11 protein-coding genes and 2 pseudogenes are annotated in these 15,474 nt (G+C 73.1%); 7 read left to right on the top strand and 6 right to left on the bottom strand.

Annotated features, from left to right (window positions below):
- The first annotated feature begins 30 nt into the window (after window positions 1–30).
- The 3 genes from AC0HI0_RS09460 (at window position 31) to AC0HI0_RS09470 (ending at window position 2,838) form a co-directional block, all read left to right on the top strand.
- Entirely contained in the window at window positions 31–1,038 is a 1,008-nt protein-coding gene (locus AC0HI0_RS09460) for an ABC transporter substrate-binding protein (protein WP_480931912.1), read from the top strand.
- 98 nt (window positions 1,039–1,136) lie between these two features.
- Window positions 1,137–1,637 (top strand): hypothetical protein, encoded by a 501-nt coding sequence (locus AC0HI0_RS09465; protein WP_480931913.1) that lies wholly within the window; start codon window positions 1,137–1,139, stop codon window positions 1,635–1,637.
- 85 nt (window positions 1,638–1,722) lie between these two features.
- The gene (locus tag AC0HI0_RS09470; RefSeq protein ID WP_480931914.1) at window positions 1,723–2,838 is read left to right on the top strand and encodes a DUF2330 domain-containing protein; all 1,116 of its coding nucleotides are present in this window, start codon (window positions 1,723–1,725) and stop codon (window positions 2,836–2,838) included.
- Here AC0HI0_RS09470 and katG read toward each other — a convergent pair.
- From katG to AC0HI0_RS09485, 3 genes are all read right to left on the bottom strand, one after another.
- Window positions 2,807–5,041 carry a catalase/peroxidase HPI gene (gene katG / locus AC0HI0_RS09475; protein WP_480931915.1) on the bottom strand — a complete coding sequence of 745 codons (2,235 nt, stop codon included), beginning with the start codon at window positions 5,039–5,041 and terminating at the stop codon, window positions 2,807–2,809. The two genes, AC0HI0_RS09470 and katG, sit on opposite strands and share 32 nt — an antisense overlap.
- Before the next feature lie 28 nt (window positions 5,042–5,069).
- Window positions 5,070–5,498, bottom strand: a complete 429-nt coding sequence (locus tag AC0HI0_RS09480) for a Fur family transcriptional regulator (protein ID WP_480931916.1) — start codon at window positions 5,496–5,498, stop codon at window positions 5,070–5,072.
- Between the two features lie 193 nt (window positions 5,499–5,691).
- Window positions 5,692–8,784, bottom strand: coding sequence for an ATP-binding protein (locus AC0HI0_RS09485; protein ID WP_480931917.1), 3,093 nt, complete (start codon window positions 8,782–8,784; stop codon window positions 5,692–5,694).
- A gap of 313 nt (window positions 8,785–9,097) precedes the next feature.
- Between AC0HI0_RS09485 and AC0HI0_RS09490 the strand changes: the two genes are divergently transcribed.
- Together AC0HI0_RS09490 and AC0HI0_RS09495 are read left to right on the top strand one after the other, a co-directional pair.
- Window positions 9,098–9,715 carry a hypothetical protein gene (locus tag AC0HI0_RS09490; RefSeq protein ID WP_480931918.1) on the top strand — a complete coding sequence of 206 codons (618 nt, stop codon included), beginning with the start codon at window positions 9,098–9,100 and terminating at the stop codon, window positions 9,713–9,715.
- Window positions 9,716–9,904: 189 nt separating this feature from the next.
- A complete protein-coding gene (locus AC0HI0_RS09495; RefSeq protein WP_480931919.1) occupies window positions 9,905–10,927 on the top strand; it encodes a GNAT family N-acetyltransferase in 1,023 nt (340 codons plus the stop codon).
- A 122-nt stretch (window positions 10,928–11,049) separates the two neighbouring features.
- Here AC0HI0_RS09495 and AC0HI0_RS09500 read toward each other — a convergent pair whose 3' ends face one another.
- Together AC0HI0_RS09500 and AC0HI0_RS09505 are read right to left on the bottom strand one after the other, a co-directional pair.
- Window positions 11,050–11,649 (bottom strand): TetR/AcrR family transcriptional regulator, encoded by a 600-nt coding sequence (locus tag AC0HI0_RS09500; protein ID WP_480931920.1) that lies wholly within the window; start codon window positions 11,647–11,649, stop codon window positions 11,050–11,052.
- 11 nt (window positions 11,650–11,660) lie between these two features.
- Window positions 11,661–12,386: a 3-hydroxyacyl-CoA dehydrogenase family protein gene (locus AC0HI0_RS09505; protein ID WP_480931921.1), complete on the bottom strand. Its 726-nt coding sequence runs from the start codon at window positions 12,384–12,386 to the stop codon at window positions 11,661–11,663.
- 57 nt (window positions 12,387–12,443) lie between these two features.
- Between AC0HI0_RS09505 and AC0HI0_RS09510 the strand changes: the two are divergent.
- Window positions 12,444–12,890, top strand: a pseudogene (locus AC0HI0_RS09510) (acetoacetate decarboxylase family protein); the annotation flags it as partial.
- Between the two features lie 111 nt (window positions 12,891–13,001).
- Entirely contained in the window at window positions 13,002–14,993 is a 1,992-nt protein-coding gene (gene ligA, locus AC0HI0_RS09515; RefSeq protein WP_480931922.1) for an NAD-dependent DNA ligase LigA, read from the top strand.
- Window positions 14,994–15,028: 35 nt separating this feature from the next.
- Here the strand turns inward: ligA and AC0HI0_RS09520 are convergent.
- Window positions 15,029–15,309, bottom strand: a pseudogene (locus AC0HI0_RS09520) (hypothetical protein); the annotation flags it as partial.
- Window positions 15,310–15,474: the final 165 nt, after the last annotated feature.

Raw genomic sequence — 15,474 nt, forward strand, 5'->3', positions numbered from 1 at the left:
CGAACGAACGAAAACCGAGGAGGGCGCGTCGTGTCGACGCAGTTCCAGCGGTCCCGCCGGGTCCCGGGTGGTCGTGGTGGTCTCCGCCGTCGCGTGACGGCGGTCCTGTCCGTCGCGGCGCTGGCGCTGACCGCGGCCGGCTGCGGGTCGACCGGCGAGGAGGCGAACACCGGCGAGGGCACCCGCGCGTTCGACACCCCCAGCGGTCAGGTGCGGATCCCGACCGACCCGAAGTCGATCGTGGCCCTCGACCAGTACAGCTACTTCGGCCTGCTCGACGTCGGCGTGACGCCGAAGGCCACCGCGTCCGGCTACACCGACAGCTTCGCGATCTTCCCCGAGTACGCCGCCGCGTACGAGAAGGCCGCCAAGGTCGGCGGCGCGCTGGAGATCGACATCGAGCAGGTCGGCGTGCAGGCCCCGGACCTGGTGCTGGGCAACAAGTTCCTCAGCCTGGAGAAGCACAAGCTGGAGGACTACCAGAAGATCGGCCCCACGGTGATCCTCGGCGGCGCACCGGGTGAACCCGGCGTGGCGTGGCCGCAGTGGGTCGTCCAGGCGGCGGACGCGGTGGGCCGGAAGGGCGACGCGGAGGCGTTGAAGAAGCGCTACGACGATCGCGCCCAGGAGATCCGCACCAAGTACGCCGACAAGCTCGGCACCCTGAAGTTCGCGCTCATCAACGGCTACGGCGGCAAGTGGTTCCTCAACCTCGACGAGTCGTGGGGCGGGACCATCCTCAAGGACATGGGCGTGCAGTTCGTGCGGGGCGGGGTGACCGACCCGAAGAACAACACCCCGGAGTTCTCCATCGAGAACCTCGACAAGCTCGCCGAGGCGAGCGTGATCCTCTTCCAGTCCGACTACCAGGGCAAGGCCGGTCCGGACACGCAGCAGATCCTCGACCTGCCCGCGTACCGGGACCTGCCGGCGGTGAAGGCCGGGAAGTCCATCGGCACCGGCAACTTCTACGCCCTGCACTACAAGGCGGCCATGGCGTTCCAGGACGAGGTCGAGAAGATCCTCCAGGGCTTCTGACCACCCCGTCCACGGGCCCGGGTGCGGTGCGCGACCGTCGTCGCACACCGCACTTTCGGCCTATTGCCCCGATCGGACCGGTGGCAGATGCTGCCGGGATGGGGGAATGGCTCCGGGTCGTACCGGACGGGCGGCGTTCGCTGAGCACGATAGCCCTGCCCGCGGTCGGACTGTTCGCATCGGGATTGGCCGGGTACTTCGTCATCACGCGGAAAACGGCGATCAGCGGCATGGTGATCGCCTTCCTGTTCCTGGGGTTCCTCGGGTTCGTGGCGTGGCGTTGGGCGAAGGCGGGGATCTACATGGGCCCGCGCGGTGTGCGGATCTACCGCTTGCACCGGGCCGCCGAGGTCGTGCCGTGGGACGAAGTCGCGCGATTCGAGACCCGCGCGGTGTGGAACCGGGACAACATGGTGGAGCACGTGACCGTCTTCCTCGTGCGGCAGTCCGGCGACCTGCACAAAACACCGATCAGGCGGCCCAGGGGAGCCGACGAGCCGAAGGGCGGGTCCTACCCGCTCGTCCCGCGCGACGACCAGTTGGCCCCCACCGTCGACCTGCTCAACGGGGCGGCGCACCCGTTCCTGGTCCCGCGATAGCCGCACCCGCGCCCGGACCCGGAACCCGGAGGCGGTGCGCGGCGTCCGACGTCGCGTGGCTCAAGGTCGGACAGCGGCTCGGCTCGTGGCGGTGGTGGCGGTCGCCGCCGCGTTGGTGGTGTTCGACCCGGCCGTGTCCGGGGCGTGCGCGTGCGGCGCGTTCGTCGCGAACGACAAGCTGCGCACCCAGCAGGAGACCGCGCTGGTCGAGCTGGACGGGCGCACGGAGTCGATCACCCTGTCGGTGCGGGCCCGGTCGGCGGCCGAGCGGGCCGCGTTCCTGATGCCGGTGCCCGCGCGCGCCCGGTTCGAGGTCGCGGACGGCGACCTGTTCGCGGAACTGGACCGGGTCAGCCGCCCCCGGGTCGAGGTGCGCGAGGTCGTCGTGCGCGGTGACGGCGTCGGCGGCGCGCCGCCGGGGCGTGGCGCGACGGTCGTGGACCGGGTCGACGTCGGCCCCTACGACGTGGCCCAGCTCAGCGGGACCGACGTGTCCGCCGTCACGGAGTGGTTGGGGGACAACGGCTTCACCCTCCCCGACGCGCTGGGCGGTGCGCTCGGGCCGTACCTGGCGGAGGGCTGGTTGGTGGTCGCCGTGCGGTTGTCACCCGCGTCCGGCAGCCTCGCCGGCGGTCTGCCGCCGATGCGGCTGACGTTCGAGGCGGACACCCCGGTCTACCCGATGCGGCTGTCGAAGACGGCCGAGCACGTCCAGCCGCTGCGCCTGTACGTCCTGGCCGACCACCGCGTCGACGTCGGCAACCCCGCGCCGCGGGGCGACCCGCCGGAACTCACGTTCGCGGGCGAGGTGAAGCCCGACGCCGAGTACCCGGAGCTGTCCGCGCTGCTGACCACCCCGCGCTTCCTCACCCGCTACGACGGGCAGTTCCGGCCGGAGCACATCACCGACGACGTCCGCATCACCCGCGCGTCGACCGACGAGCCCTACCGCGCGGTCGTCGTGGTCACCGAGTACGTGCGGTCGCGGTGGCCGGCACCGGTCGTGCTGGTCGCCGCCGGTGCCGCGCTGCTGGTCGGGGCGGTGCTGTTGCTGCGGTGGCGGAGCGGTAAGGCCGCCCGGACGTCCACCGCGAACGGGACCCGACGGTCCACGGCGGACGAAAAGCCGCCCGGGTCGGCCGAGGGGCGGCCGACCCGGGCGGCGGTGATCACGCGACGTCGAACCGGTCGAGGTTCATGACCTTGTCCCACGCGGCCACGAAGTCCTGGACGAACTTCGCGCGCGAGTCGTCGCTCGCGTAGACCTCGGCGACCGCCCGCAGCTCGGAGTTCGAGCCGAAGACCAGGTCGGCGCGGCTGCCGGTCCACTTGACCTCGCCGGTGGCGCGGTCGCGGCCCTCGAAGGTCTCCGCCTCCCGCGACGTCGGCTTCCACTCGACGTCCAGGTCGAGCAGGTTGACGAAGAAGTCGTTGGTCAGCGACCCCGGCGTGGTGGTGAGGACGCCCAGCGGCGACTGCCGGTGGTTCGCGCCCAGCACCCGCAGGCCGCCGATCAGCACGGTCAGCTCCGGCGCGCTGAGCGTGAGCAGGTTCGCCCGGTCGACCAGAAGGAACTCGGCCGGCAGGCGGTGGCCCTTGCCCAGGTGGTTGCGGAACCCGTCGGCGGTCGGCTCCAGCGGCGCGAACGACTCCGCGTCGGTCTGCTCCTGGGAGGCGTCCGTGCGGCCGGGCGTGAACGGCACCGCGACCTCGTGGCCCGCGTTCTTGGCGGCCTGCTCGACCGCGGCGACGCCGCCGAGCACGACGAGGTCGGCCAGCGACACCTTCTTGCCGCCGGTCTGCGCGCTGTTGAAGCGCTCCTGCACGCCTTCCAGCGCGCGCAGCACCTGCGCCAGCACCTCGGGCTCGTTGATCTCCCAGTTGCGCTGCGGCTCCAGGCGGATGCGCGCGCCGTTGGCACCGCCGCGCTTGTCACTGCCGCGGAACGTCGAGGCCGACGCCCACGCCGTGGACACCAGCTGCGCGACCGTCAGGCCGGAGTCGAGGATGTCGCGCTTGAGGGCGGCGACGTCCTCGGCGTCGACCAGCTCGTGGTCGACGGCGGGCACGCGGTCCTGCCAGAGCAGCTCCTCCTGCGGCACCAGCGGGCCGAGGTAGCGCTGGATCGGGCCCATGTCGCGGTGGGTGAGCTTGAACCAGGCGCGGGCGAACGCGTCCGCGAACTGGTCCGGGTTCTCCAGGAAGCGCCGCGAGATCGGCTCGTAGACCGGGTCGAACCGCAGCGCCAGGTCGGTGGTCAGCATCGTCGGCGGGCGCGACAGCGAGCCGTCCTCCGGGTCCGGCACGGTGTTGGCGCCCGCGCCGTCCTTGGGCTGCCACTGGTGCGCGCCGGCCGGGCTCTTGGTCAGCTCCCACTCGTAGCCGAACAGGTTCTGGAAGAAGCTGTGGCTCCACTGCGCCGGGGTGGAGGTCCAGGTGACCTCCAGGCCGCTGGTGATCGCGTCCCGGCCCTTGCCGCTGCCGAAGCTGTTGCGCCAGCCCAGGCCCTGCTCCTCCAGCGGCGCGCCCTCGGGCTCCGCGCCCACGTGGCCGTCGGGGTCGGCCGCGCCGTGCGCCTTGCCGAAGGTGTGGCCGCCCGCGATGAGCGCGACGGTCTCCTCGTCGTTCATCGCCATCCGGCCGAACGTGTCGCGGATGTCGCGGGCGGAGGCCAGCGGGTCCGGGTTGCCGTTGGGGCCCTCGGGGTTGACGTAGATGAGGCCCATCTGGACGGCGGCCAGCGGGTTGGCCAGGTCGCGATCGCCGCTGTAGCGCTCGTCGCCCAGCCAGGTGCGCTCCGGGCCCCAGTAGACGTCCTCGTCGGGCTCCCACACGTCGGCGCGACCGCCGGCGAAGCCGAAGGTCTTGAAGCCCATGGTCTCCAGCGCGCGGTTGCCGGTGAAGATCATCAGGTCGGCCCAGGAGACCTTGCGGCCGTACTTCTTCTTGACCGGCCACAGCAGACGCCGCGCCTTGTCCAGGTTGCCGTTGTCCGGCCAGCTGTTGAGCGGCGCGAAGCGCTGCATCCCGGCACCCGCGCCACCGCGGCCGTCCTGGATCCGGTAGGTGCCGGCGCTGTGCCACGCCATCCGGATCATCAGCGGGCCGTAGTGGCCGAAGTCGGCGGGCCACCAGTCCTGGGACGTGGTCAGCACCGCGTCCACGTCCGCGGCCAGCTCGTCGAGGTCGACCGTCCGGAACTCGGCCGCGTAGTCGAACTCCTCGCCCATGGGGTTGGCCACGGCGGGGTGCTTGCGCAGGATCTTCAGGTTGAGCTGGTTCGGCCACCAGTCGCGGTTGCCGCCGCCCTCGGTGGGGTGGCTGATGCGCCCTGTCGAGACCGGGCAGCCGCCCGCGGCCTCCTCGTTCATCTCTCCAACGACGGCGTTCGGACTGTCGGACACGGGAATCCTTCCGGATGAGGGATGCTCGTCAACTGGTTGCTGCGGAGCATTCGGGGCACAGGCCCCGGTACACGACTTCGGCTTCGTCGATCGTGAAGCCGTGGTGGTCGGAGGCGGTCAGGCACGGAGCGGATCCGACCGCGCAGTCGACGTCGGCGATGGCGCCGCAGGACCGGCAGACGACGTGGTGGTGGTTGTCCCCGACACGTGCCTCGTAGCGCGCGACCGAACCCGGGGGTTCGATGCGCCGCAGGAGCTTCGCCGCGGTCAGCGCGCGCAGCACGTCGTACACGGCCTGGTGGGACACCGCGCCGAGTTTTTCGCGCACGACAACGGTGATCGAGTCGGTGTCGGCGTGCGGGTGGTCGTGGACCGCGGCGAGCACGGCCATTCGAGGGCTTGTCACGCGCAGCGAGGCTCCGCGCAACATCTGCTCGAAGTCGGAGGCCGTGGGCACGCGGGGCAGTGTGGTTCAAATTATGGAGTCAATCAAGTCTTTGCGGGTTAGACGAAGGACACAGTTGACGCGGCCGATCCCGGGCCGCGAAGCTGTCGGGCTTCGTCACGACCGACTGTCCGGATCGGCCGGTGCCGCTGCGTGACCACCCTTTCACGTTGCGGGACAACGTGCCACGCCGGGTCGCGGCGGATCACCGACCCAGCGCCCGGCGGAGTTCGGCACGCGACGAGGTGCCCATCGCGGTGTGGGCCTCGTGGACCAGGGACCGCACGACTTCCAGGCTCAACAGGACCTTGTGCGCGATCTCGGCCTCGGAGAGCCCGTCGGCGGCCAGGTCGGCGACCCGCTTCGCCCTGGGCGACAAGGCGTTGACCCGACGCGCGCGCTCGGGCACCACCCCGAGCGCGGCCACCTGGCGGGCGATCTCCTCCCGCGCCGAGAGCGCACCGCACTCGTCGGCCACCGCGAGCGCTTCGACCAGCGCGGCGCGCGCGTCGGCCGCGTGCCCGGCCTTGACCAGCGCCCGGCCGAGGTCGGCCAGCGTGCGCAGGTACTGCAAGCGGTCCGGCGCGTCGCGGAGCAGACGCGCGGATTCCTCCAGTTGTTCAACCCCCGTACCGAAACCGGCCATCACCCGCAGCGCCCGCCCGCGGGTGGACGGGTCCCCGAACCGGTCGGCCCGGGCCTGCGCCTCGGCCGCGATCCCACGAGCCTCGCCCGGTGCCGAGTGGCGCAGGACGTGGGCGAGTTCGAACCGCCACGGGAACACCGCCGGGTTGGTCAGCGGCGCGGCGTCGAGCCGGCGGCCCGCCTCGCGCAGCACCGCCGCGGCCTGGCCGTGGTGGCCTCGCGCGGACAGCAACGTGCCGAGCACGATCCCGGGCACCGGCAGGACCACCGCGTCCGGCCGGTGTTCGCGGTAGCCGGGGCCCGCCACGGCCGCCGCCCGGCCGACCTCGCCGCGCGCCAGCAGCGCCTCGACCATGGTGCCGGTGGCGAACCACTCGGCGGGGGTGCCCTCGCCGCTGCGCCGGGCCAGCCGCAGCGCGATGTCGGCGTCCGCCGCGGCATCGGGGATCCGGCCGTGCCGCAGCGCCGCGCGTCCCCGGTTGGCGTAGGCGAACGCGAGGTGGGTGCCACGCCAGCCGTCGCGCTCGAACTCCTCGATCGCCTGCCCCAGCAGGGAATCTGCCACGTCGGCCTCCCCCGCGTACAGGTGCGTGAACGCGGTGATGGTGGCGATCTCCATGCCCGCGTCGACGTCGGCGAACACGACCCCGCGCCGCACGACGCGCCGGCCGGCCGCCAGCGCCTCGGCGCGTGGCCGGCCGCGCAGCACGAGACTCCACGCGTGCAGGGTGATCAGCAGCCGTTCCACGACGCTGTCACCGGCCAGCGCCGGCGCGATCCGGTCGAGCTGCCGCACCCGGTCGGCCCGCAGCGGGTCGTCGGCCCACCACGCGGCCCACAGGAGCTGTTCGGCCAACGCCTGCCGGCGCAACCCCTCGTCCCCGCACACCGCGATCGCGGTGTCGAGCAGCCGGACGCTCTGGCCGAGCTGGTCGGCGTACCCGTGCGTCTTGGCCAGCGCGATGGCGGCCTCGGTGCGCAGGCCGTCGTCGGGGGCCTGGTGGTAGGCGGCCAGCAGTTCGGGCAGCGCGGCGGCGAGCTGCCCGAGCGCCAGGGCCTGGCCGTAGCGCAGCCGGACGCGGCACCGCCGGTCGGGCGGGGGCGGTTCGTCCACCGCGCGCTTGAGGTAGCGGGCCGCCGTGGTGGACAGGCCGGACGCCCACGCCTCGGTCGCGGCCACCTCCAACCGCTCGACGACCCACGGGTCGCCGGAGGCGTGGACGTCGAGCAGGTGCGCGGCGACGGTGTCGGACGCGGCGTCCTGGCCGTGCAGCAGCCGGGCGGCTTCCCGGTGGACGTCGCCGCGCCGCGACGGGTCCATGTCGTCGTAGACCGCGCTGCGGATGATCGGGTGCCGGAAGTCCAACGTCGGGCCGGGCGCGAGGATCGCCGCGTCGCACAGCCGGTCGTACCGGGTCTTGGCCTGCTCGGCGGTCAGCCGCGCGAGCCCGGCCGCGTGCCCGAGCGGGCTGCCGGGGCCGAGCACGGCGATGGCCTGGGCGAGCCGGCGGGCGTCCGGGCCGAGGCCGCCGAGCCGCTCCTTCAGGTGCAGCACGACGTTGCGCGGCGTGAGCGTGGCGACCGCCTCGACGTCGGACGCGGTGGGGGTCAGGCCGCGTTCCCGCGCCACGTCCAACATCCACCGCAGGTAGAACGGGTTGCCGCCGCTGCGTTCCAGGAACGCCGCGCAGAACCGCTCGTCCGGCGCGTGCCGCGAGGGCAGGCCGCGGCCGATGATCGTCCGCACCGCGTCGGGCCCGAGCGGACGCGGGCGCACCACCTCGTCGGCGCGCAGCGCGATCCGTTCCAGGGCCGCCGCCTGCCGCTCGTGTGGCCGGCAGGCCAGCAGCAGCACGACCGGCAGCCCGGTCAGCCGGTCGCCGAGGAATTCCAGCCACGCCAGCGATTCCTCGTCGATCCAGTGCGCGTCGTCGACCGCCAGCAGCAGTCCCTGCTCGGCCCGGTCGACGCCGACCAGCGCCGTCGCGTTGACCACCAGCCAGTACAGCGCCTCGGTGAGCCCGATCATCCAGTCGGGCCCGTGCCGCCCCGGGCGCGGCACGCCCAGCGGCACGCGGGCGAACTCGGCGGCCCCGGCGAACAGCGCCTGCCGCTCCCGCGCGGTCCGCCCGGTCACCCAGCGGGTCAACAAGGTCCGGGCCGCGCCGAACGCCAACGTCTGGTCCCGCTGGTTGCCGCGCACCGCCAACGGCACCAGCCCGCGCACGGCGGCCTCCGCGCATACCTGCGCCACCAGCTCGGACTTGCCGATCCCCGCCGGCCCCTCGACCACGACGGTCGCGCCGGCCCGTGCCCGCACCGCGTCCAGCACCGCCGAACAGCGGCTCAGGTCGTCGTCGCGCTCCAGGATGCCCGCATCGGCGGCGGTGTGGCCGGGCAGCCGCAGGGCGTGCAGGACGCGGCGCACGTCCAGCGGCGCGTGCCCGCTCGCCCGCGCCGACACCAGGCACCCGCCGACGACCTTGGCGACGAACTCCTCCCTCGGCCGCCGTTTGCCCGACATCACCTCGGAGAACGTCGCGGGGGAGACCCCGCTGCGGCGCGCCAGTACGCCGTCCGACGGAGCGCCCACGACCCGTTGGAGGGTGCGCAACTGCCGCCGGACGTGGTCGTCGGGATCTGCCTGGGACACGCCCGCCTCCGCACCGGACCAGCCGCCCGATCAGGCTAGCGCGACGCGCAATCCGTTCGGTTCTTCGACGCCGCCGGCGCACCCCGCCGCGCACCGATCACGCTTCGGCACTACCTCACGGACCCGAGGCCGGCGCGAGGGGGGAGCGCGGTCGGCCCGGCGCGGAGTGCAGGGCTCCGGCGACCGGGACGACCGCGCCGCCCGCCGGGCGGTGTCCGCCGAGCAGCGCCGCAGGAGGGGCGCTGCGGGAGGGGTGTCCCGACCAGGGTCCGAGGGGTGTCCGGGTTCCACTGCGAATGGAGGCGGGAAAGCCATGTCCGGTAAGAAATGGTGGTTGTCGGTGGTCGCCGCGCTGGCGCTCGTGCTGTCGGCCGCGCCGCTGCCGGCGAGCGCGGGGCCCGACGGCCGGGGGTGCTGGGAGCGGCTGCAACCCACCCGGCCGCTGGTGGAGTGCGTCGACCTCCAGTTGGCGATCAGATTCCCGGACCTGGGCTGCCCGCCGTGCGGCCTCGCCTTCCTGTGGCGGCACGACCCGGCGATCCGCGAGGAGGCCGGCAACCGCGTCAACGAACTGGTGATCGGCGGCCTGAGACTGCTCGGCAACGCCGCGAAGGCCACCGATCCCGCCGTCCGCAACGGGTACCGGGCCCAGGCCATGGAGACCTTCGCCAACGCCGCGCGCGCCGGCGGCGGCGCCCGGACGTCGTTGCGGTCGGTCGGGGCGGGCAACCCCGTCCAGGGCTCGTTCACGCCTCGCGCGGACCTGACGTGGGCCGTCGCGGCGGGCGCGGACCTGGCCGACGGGATCGCGCTGATGAAGCAGTCCTTCGGCGGCGCGTACGGCGGCTCGCCGGTGCTCCGGGCCCGCGCCGAGGCCCGGTTCGAGGAGGCGTACACCGAGTTGTCGCAGCAGCGGATCATCCCGGGCTGAGCCGGACCTGCGGGGCGTCTGCGCGGACGCACCCGCACGGACGTGGCCCGTCCCGCCCCGGGACGGGCCACGTCCGTGCCCGGCCGGGGTGGGGCCGATCGTGGCGACCCGGACGAATACCGCGGGCGTGCGGGCGGACCGTCGGGCACCATGGCGTCGGGGACGTCGCGCTTTGCCGGAGGGGGCAGGATGACCGCACGGGCGGAGATCACCAGGTTCGAGGTGGCCGGGGCCGGCGAGGCCGACCTCCGGGGCTTCCACCGGGTGATGCGCGCACGTCAGCGGACCGACCGCCCGGACGAACCCCCGTTGACCTACGAGAGTTGCGTGGGCCGGCTGAAGACCCCGGTGCCGGGGTTCGGGCCGGTGCGGCACTGGGTCGCGCGCCTCGACGGCGAACTGGTCGGGCTGGCCACCGTGTACCTCACCGAAGCGGAGAACAGCCACATCGCGCTGACCGACATCGCGGTGCACCCGCGAGCGCGCCGCCGGGGCGTCGGCACCGCGATCCTGCGGACCCTGCTGCCCGATCTCCGGGCCGAGCACCGGACCCTGGTCGAGGGCTGGCAGGTGGTGCGGGGCGGCGACGGCGACCGGTGGGCCGGGGCGCTGGGCTTCCGGACCGCGCAGGAGGTGCTGTGGCAGTCGCTGGTCGTCGCCGACGTCGACCCGGCCCGCTGGGAGGTCGAGCGGCCCGAGGGCTACCGGCTGGAGCAGTGGACCGGTGCGTCCCCGGAGGACCTCCTGCCCTCCTACGTCGAGGCGCGGGCGGCGATCCACGACGCCCCGGTGGGCGACCTGGGCATCCTCCCGCCGCGCTGGACCGCCCGCCGGGTGCGGCAGCACGAGGAGTCGTTGCGCAGCAAGGACATCGAGCTGCGCGGCGTGCTGGCGGTCCACGAGGAGACGGGCGCGGTCGTGGGCGTGAGCGAACTCGAAATCCACCCGCACCGCCGCACCATGCCGTTCCAGCGCGACACGGCGGTGCTGGCCGCCCACCGCGGCCGGGGCATCGGGCGGTGGATCAAGGCCCACATGATCCGCTGGCTGGTGGCCGACCTCCCGGCGTTCGCGGGCATCGACACCGCGACCGGCAGCGAGAACGTGCACATGAGCCGGGTCAACCACGCGCTCGGGTTCACCACGGTCCGGACCATGCTCGTGGTCAACCGCGACGTCGCGGCGCTCGAATCGGCCCTGAACCGGCCCTGAACCGACGCTGACGGGACACGTTCTCCGTCCACGTGGTCGGCACGGACCGGCCGCGCACCACGACCTTCCAGTCCATTGTGGACACTGTCGGCGGTCGGGCGCGGACGCCCGGCACGGCGGCGTCAGGTCGTGTCGCCGGAGACCAGCGTCTCCACGAGTTCGGACAGCAGCCGGTCGCGGAACCCGGTCGCGGTGGTGCCGTGGATCAGCTCCTGCGCCGTGGTGCCCTCGTGCAACGCGGTCAGCAGGCGGGCGACGTCCTCGGCGCGGTCGTGGGTCAGCGCGGGCAGCGAGCGCACCAGGAGGTCCGCCATGCCGGTGGTCAGCCGGTCCTCGTGCGGCGCGAGTTCGGCGGCCAGGTCGGGCGTGCGGGCGGCGTGCAGGGTGAACTCCATGGACACCAGGAACCAGCGCTGGTTCTCCCGGCGGTGCGCGCCGACGCGGTCGACGATGTGGCGCACCGGGTCGGTGCCGGGGGCGACGGTGTCCACGGCCTGTGCGACGTCGGCCAGCACCCGGTCGGCCTCGACGTCGTACAGGGCCAGGAAGAGCTGTTCCTTGCTGCGGTAGTTGGAGTAGAAGGCACCCCGGGTCAGGCCCGCGTGCCCGCAGATGTCGCTGATCGAGGTGGCGTGGAAGCCGTGTTCCACGAACAGCGCGCGGGCGCTGTTCATCAACGCCGTCACGGTCTTCGGGCGGGTCTTGGTGGGGGACTTCGGCATCCGGCTTCCTGTCAGGGCGTGGGGTAGTCGTCGTAGAACCCGGCGCCGCTCTTGACACCGAGGCGTCCGCGCTCAATGTAGTCGCGCAGCAGCACCCTGGGGCCTTCCGGGTACTCCGGGTGCTCGGCGGCGTAGTGCTCCTCGATGTCGAGCACCACGTCCGGCCCGACCTGGTCCATCATCCGGAACGGACCGCCTTTCATGCCGGTGTTGACCTGGAACATGCCGTCGACGTCCGCCGGCGTGGACACGCCCTCGGCGACGAGTTCGAGGCACTCCCGCTTGATGGCCGCCCACACCCGGTTGAAGATGAACCCGGTGCTCTCCACGCGCGCCTCGAAGGGCCGCACGCCGTACTCCGGCAGCGTCGCCATCACGAAGTCGAGCACGTCCCGGTCGGTGCGCCCGCTGGACATCACGTCGACCGCGTTCTGCGTGGGCGGCATGTAGAAGTGCACGTTGAGCACCCGCTCGGGGTGCCGGACGCGGTCCAGGAACAACCGGCCGGCGTAGGACGAGGAGTTGCCGGCCGGCACCGCGTCGGCCGGGGCGAGTTCGTCGAGCTGCCCGAAGACCTCCGTCTTCAGCTCCAGCCGCTCGGGCACGGCCTCCACGACGAGCCACGCGTCCGCGACCGCCTCGGCGAGGTCGCCGGTGGCGGTCACCGCGCCGGGTCTGCCGTCCGGGATGCGGGCGGCCACGTCGCGGCGCGGCGCGCCCCGGAACGAGTACGACATGTATCCGATACATACTGTACTCTTTTGGAGTCGGCATGCGCCCCGACCAGCTGCTCGGTGGTCCGGTTCGAGGTCATGCGGATGGGTGACGTCGACGGCTACGGCCCGTACACCGAGGCCGGTCAGGCCATCGCGGTCCGCTTCGCCGGCGAGGACGGCACGCTCGACCACGGCAGCCGGCGGATCGCGACCGCCACCATGGCCTACAAGCACCAGCCGATGGACCACGACGAGGCGCGCGCCCGGATCGCGGTGCCGACGTTCGCGGTCAAGACCGTCCCCGACTACTCCGGCGGCCTGCGGGTGTGCGACCTGGTCCGCACCCGGATCACCGACGTCACCGTCAAGCAGGCGTGGCGCGGCCCGGCGCGCCTGCAACTGCTCGCCCACGTCATGGCACCGCCGGCCGACCTGCCGGTGCTGGAGGTCGTGTCCGCCTCTCACGTGCTCACCGACCTCACCCCGGCCCCCGCCGCGTCGGTCCACGACTACCTGCGCGGATGATCACGAACGACCCTCGGGTACCGCTCGGGCGGGGCTCGGACCTGCGCGTTCGGTGGCTTCACCCGGGTGTTGCGCGGTGGATTGTCGGTGGTCGCGGGTAACTTGTACGCCGTGAACGCTCGGGAACGGATCCAAGAACTCGCCGACCGGATCGTGGCGCTGCGCGAGGCGTACTACCAGGGCGCGCCGCTGGTCGCGGACGCCGAGTACGACGTCATCGAGGACGAGTTGCGGGGGCTGGTCGAGGCCAACCCGGAACTCGTGCCCGATCCGAACCCGCTGGAGCAGGTGGGCGCGCCCGCCGTGCTGCACGCGCCGGTCCGGCACTCGCGGCCGATGCTGTCGCTGGAGAAGGCGACCAAACCCGAGCAGGTCGCCGCCTTCTTCGACCGCTTCCCCGGCCAGTCCGTGGTGGTCATGCCCAAGCTGGACGGGCTGTCGCTGGCCGTGGTCTACGAGAACGGCCGGCTGGCCCGCGCGGTCACCCGGGGTGACGGGACCACCGGCGACGACGTGACACCGCTGGTGCGCGCCATGGTCGACGGCGTGCCCGACCGGGTGGAGCTGCCCGGCCGGGTCGAGGTGCGGGGCGAGGCGGTCATGCTGCGCTCGACGTTCGCCGCGTACAACGCCGCCCACGTCGACAAGCCCCTGATCAACCCGCGCAACGCCGCCGCCGGCACGCTGCGCGCGAAGGACCCGGCGACGGTGGCCGGGCGGCGCATGCAGTACTTCGCGTTCGACCTCGACACCTCCGAGGGCGGCGCGGCGGCCGACCTGGAGCACGGGCTGCGGGCGCTCGGGTTCGACGTGGCCGACATGCGCCACTGCGACGACGCGGCGTCCGCGCAGGCCGTGATCGGCGAGATCGAGGCCCGCCGCAACGACCTCGACTACGACCTGGACGGCGCGGTGCTGCGGCTGGCCGACCGGGACGCGTTCGCCGCCGCCGGCACCCGGTCGAACTCGCCGCGCGGCGCGCTGGCGTTCAAGTTCGCCGCCGAGGAGAAGACGACCCTGCTGGCCGACGTCGTCTGGGACGTCGGCAAGACCGGCAAGATCGTCCCGGTCGCGCACCTGGAGCCGGTGTTCGTCGGCGGCACGACGGTGACCAAGGCGACCTTGGCCAACCAGGAGGTGATCCGCGCCCGGGACGTGATGATCGGCGACACGGTGCTCATCCGCCGCGCGGGCGACGTGATCCCGTTCGTCGCGGGCGTGCTCGACCCGGCCGCGCGCACCGGCGCGGAGCAGGAGATCGTGCCGCCGGTCGCGTGCCCGTCGTGCGGGCAGGCGGTGGTCGAGCAGGGCAATAGCCGGGAGCTGTTCTGCACCAACGTGGCCTGCCCGGCGCAGACCGTGCGCAGGCTGATCCACTGGGCGTCGCGCCCGGCGGCGGACATCGAGGCGGTCGGTCCGGTGTGGATCGAGCGGCTGGCCGAGGCCGGGATCCTGGAGCGCCCGTCGGACTTCTACACGCTGACCAAGGAGCAGCTGCTGGAGTTCGACCGGATCGGCGAGACCTCCGCCCAGCGCATGGTCGACTCCATCGCGACCAGCCGCGCCGTAGGCCTGCGCCGCGCGCTGATCGGCCTGGCGATCCCGATGGCGTCCGAGGGCACCGCGGCCCGGCTGTGCCGCGCGGGCTTCGGCTCGCTGGAGGAGGTCGCCGACGCCGGCGAGGAGCGCCTGGTGGCGGTCGAGGACATCGGCCCGAAGGTCGCCGCCTCGCTGACCGAGCACCTGACCCGGCTGCGGCCGGAGCTGGAGCGGTTGCGGGAGCACGGCGTCTCGCTCGACGTGCGCGAGGAGGACCTGCCGCCGGTCGTCGCCTCCGACGCGCCGCTGGCCGGCAAGACGGTGGTGATCACCGGCTCGATCAGCGACCCGCGCTCGGGCGAGAAGATCCCGCGCCCGACGTTCCAGCGGATGTGCGAGAAGGCCGGCGCCACCACCGCGTCCTCGGTGTCGGCGAACACCGACATGCTGATCACCGGCGCGGACGTCGGCGCGAGCAAGCTCACCAAGGCCGAGAAGCTCGAAGTCGCGGTCGTGGACCAGGGCGAGATCTGGCCGCTGCTCATCGCGGCCGGCATCGCCTGAGGGTTGTCCCGTAGCTGATCCAGTGGATTGTGGCGGGTCTGTTCCGGGCAGGCGCGGATGCGGCGGTGGGTGGTGTCGAGGTCGTCCTGCGAGTCGGTCGACGTGGGGCCGTCGCGGGGTTCGCGGTGGGGCGGGATCACGGCGCGGTTGCCTTGGTGGCTGCCGTCTGGCATGGCCGGGCGGCCGCCGGGTGCGTCGGCGATGCCGGAGTCGCGGGTCGGTACGAGGGTGCGGTCAACGGTCGCGACCTGGTGCACGCGGTGCGGTCGGCCAGGTCGAGTCGCGACTGCCGACCGGGCCGCCCGTCGGCGATCGACCGGATCCTCCCAGCCGAGCGGCGATCGTGGCTCGTCGCCCGGTTTCGCTGCGGTAGGGCGTGGGCCGGGCGGACTTGGTGCGCCCACGATGCCGCAGGCACCCGCGACGGTTGGTGGAGAGGCGGCCGTGGGCGTGGGGGTTGCGGTACGCCCACGGCCGCTTT

The organism is Saccharothrix sp. NBAS 001, assembly GCF_056640475.1.